This window comes from Megasphaera sp. DJF_B143 (genome assembly GCF_900320625.1).
In the GTDB taxonomy this organism is placed as follows: Bacteria; Bacillota; Negativicutes; order Veillonellales; family Megasphaeraceae; genus Megasphaera; species Megasphaera hexanoica.
This window is the reverse complement of record NZ_ONTA01000117.1, coordinates 1-2854: the sequence shown is the minus strand read 5'-3', so window position 1 is coordinate 2854 and position 2854 is coordinate 1. Positions and strand designations below refer to the sequence as shown.

At 52.3% G+C, this 2854-nt stretch carries 3 protein-coding genes; all 3 read right to left on the bottom strand.

The window, feature by feature from the left end; genetic code table 11:
• A partial coding sequence (locus DBO31_RS03465) for a radical SAM protein (RefSeq protein ID WP_200817449.1) occupies nt 1-527 on the bottom strand: 527 nt, incomplete at its 3' end.
• The gene (locus DBO31_RS03460; protein ID WP_150824450.1) at nt 514-2310 is read right to left on the bottom strand and encodes a B12-binding domain-containing radical SAM protein; all 1797 of its coding nucleotides are present in this window, start codon (nt 2308-2310) and stop codon (nt 514-516) included. The genes DBO31_RS03460 and DBO31_RS03465, both read right to left, overlap by 14 nt.
• A gap of 124 nt (nt 2311-2434) precedes the next feature.
• Nucleotides 2435-2854 (bottom strand): ECF transporter S component (locus tag DBO31_RS03455; RefSeq protein WP_150824449.1); only part of this gene is annotated, 420 nt, incomplete at its 5' end.

Sequence of the window (2854 nt, the reverse complement as noted above, 5' to 3'; positions counted from 1 at the left end):
TCCCGCATCATCATCATGGCATCAATGTATTCTGCCAGCGTATGGCCGCGGTTGATTTTCTGCAGCGTCTTGTAGTTTGCCGTCTGCAGGCCGAATTCGACGAGGATATCGACACCGTATCTTTCCTTGATTTCCGCCATATAATCGAGATATACCTTGTTGATGCAGTCCGGCCGCGTAGCTACGGCGATACCGACGATATCGGGCTGACAGGCCTGGATCAGGTAATCCCGGAATGTCTCCGGTGGCAGGTAGGTATTGGTAAAATTCTGAAAATAGGCTATGAATTTCTTTGCTTTATATTTCGGCTGGATGTGGGCAATATTCTGCTCTATCTGTTCCTGAATCGTCACCGAAGCCGGCAGATTTTCATAACCGGCGCCGATGGACCCACAGTAAACGCAGCCCCTCACTCCCAGTGTACCATCCCGGTTCGGACAGGTATCGGGAATGCTGATCGGCAGTTTATATACCTTTTCTCCATATGTTGCTTTTAAATAAGAAGAGTATACGTTATATCGTTCCATGACAATCCTTTCCTGTATCTTCTGTCTCCTGCCGTCCATCCGCTGCTGCCGCCATCATCTGCCAGGATATGCCTTCATCGTCTTTGAAGGAGATGATCCAGGCGTGACCGGCTGGTGCATGGCGATAGCAGGACAGGGCTTCTTTCGTCCTGTCACACACTGGCCAGATGCGATAACGCATTTTAATATCCCGCCAGTTGGTAAACCGGTAGTTTCCTATATACGGGCGAAGCCGTTCTTCTTCGCGGAACAGCCGGTCCGTATCCTTCCGTGGCGCTTCCTGCCAGCCGAGAAAGTCTGGCAGCAGGCGGAACCGGAAGGTAATCAGCATGTCGAGGGACAACAATTCCTTTAGTACCCTATGAGCCGGTGCGGGAACACGGGCATCGTGACAGATGAAATCCCAGAGGAAGTGGCAGAGGGCTTTATCGGCCACGGCGATACGGTCATTGCCGGCTTTCAGCCAGGACCGGGTCATGGCTTCATAGAGCCGGAATATATTGTCTGCATAAAACCGCTCCAGATAACGCAGGGTATAGAAAAATTTTCCTGAATTATAGGTCCGTTCGAATACATCTTCCAGCACTTTCAGGAACTGCACCTTTTCATAAGGGAGCCAGGTCGTGGCCAGTACTTCATAAGGGCCGCACGGATCATAGCGGTAATCATCGGGATAGTCGCGGCGGATGCCCGATCCTTTGAGCAGCTTGAGGAAGCCAATCTGGAGTTTGTCCGGCCGCAATGCATAAATATCGTTGAACGACTGCTGCAGATGGTCATAATCTTCATAAGGCAGCCCGACGATCAGATCGAGATGGAGGTGCATCGTATGGAGGGCCGTCAGCTTCTTCATGATAGCCGTAATGCGGGGCCAGTCATTGTGGCGGTGAATCGCCTTCAGCGTCGGTTCATATGTAGACTGGATGCCCATTTCCAGCTGGATCCGTCCTTTCGGGGCCCGGGCCAGCAGATCCAGATCGTCATCGGTGAGGACACCCGGTTCAATCTCGAGATGGAAATTGACCGGCTTCTGCACGTGAATCATGTATTCGATGAGGGGCCGGTGATGACGGGGATTGCAGTTGAATGTCCGGTCCACGAATTTTACCTGGTGGACCCCGGCGGCGACGAACTGCTCCAGTTCAGACAGGACCAGCGGCACGGAGCGGAACCGGACCGTATCACTCATGCCGGACAGGCAGTATTGGCAGTGGAACGGGCATCCCCGTGAGCTTTCATAATAGATGATTTTATGGGCCAGCTGGCTGAAATCTTCACCTTCGTAGGGAAAAGGCAGGGTATCCAGGTCCGCTACTTCGGCAAACACTTCATTTCCCCGTATCTCCCCTGCCACACGGCCCAGGACGCCGGGAATATCCGTACCGTCGCGGCCTTCTTCCAATGCGCGCAGGAAAGCCGGTACGATGCGTTCCCCTTCTCCCTGAAGGACGTAGTCGATATCGGGATGGTCGTCGAGGACTTCCCGGGCAGTATACGATACTTCCGGTCCTCCTACGAAGATACAGACATGGGGCATGACCTGGCGGATCAGCATGATGATGCGGCAGGTCATTTCTATATTCCAGATATAACACGAAAAGCCGATGACTTCTGCATGGAACTGGTAAATATGGCGCAAAATGTCATAGGCATTGTGATTGATCGTATATTCTGCCGTTACTACATCCGTGCGTCCGGCATGGAGGCAGGCCGTGCGCAGGCAGCGCAGGGCCAGGGATGATTGAACGTATTTAGCATTTAATGTCGTAAGAAGCGTCTTCATGAAATAGTCCTTTATCAATAGTGTATATATAAATTATACTACAAAGGCCGTCGGACGTGAAGAAAAAGCCATATAAAACAAACCAGCCCGGTAACTGGCCGGGCTGGCAGAAATGTGTCTGTACTTATTGTACTTTCAGGCCGGAGCGATGGAGCGCCATGACAATCGGCGTAACGATGAGGCCCGAAACGATGGCTTCAGGAATGCCGTTGACGACAGTGATCCCGGCCATGATATTGAAAACGTTAGCCAGGGTAATGCCGTGTGCTTCGGCGTAGGGCACGCCGACGATAGCCGTAAAGGATCCGAGGAACATGACCGTATGGCAGACCGTCGTGACAACAGCGGTCACAGCGACGCGGGCCACTTCACGGATTTTCAGGTGCTTGTACAATTCATAGGCTACGACACCGATCATAATACGCGGTACGATGCAGATGAAGGCGTCTGCCACGATGCTGTACTGTACGGCAAACATCAACAGGGCACTCGGTGCCTGCAGCGTACGGATGAACGAAAACAGACCGAACATGAAACCGACGAT

Excerpts from the sequence above, each read along its gene's own strand:
- DBO31_RS03460 (WP_150824450.1), bottom strand. The coding sequence starts at position 2,310 with ATGAAGACGCTTCTTACGACATTAAATGCTAAATACGTTCAATCATCC.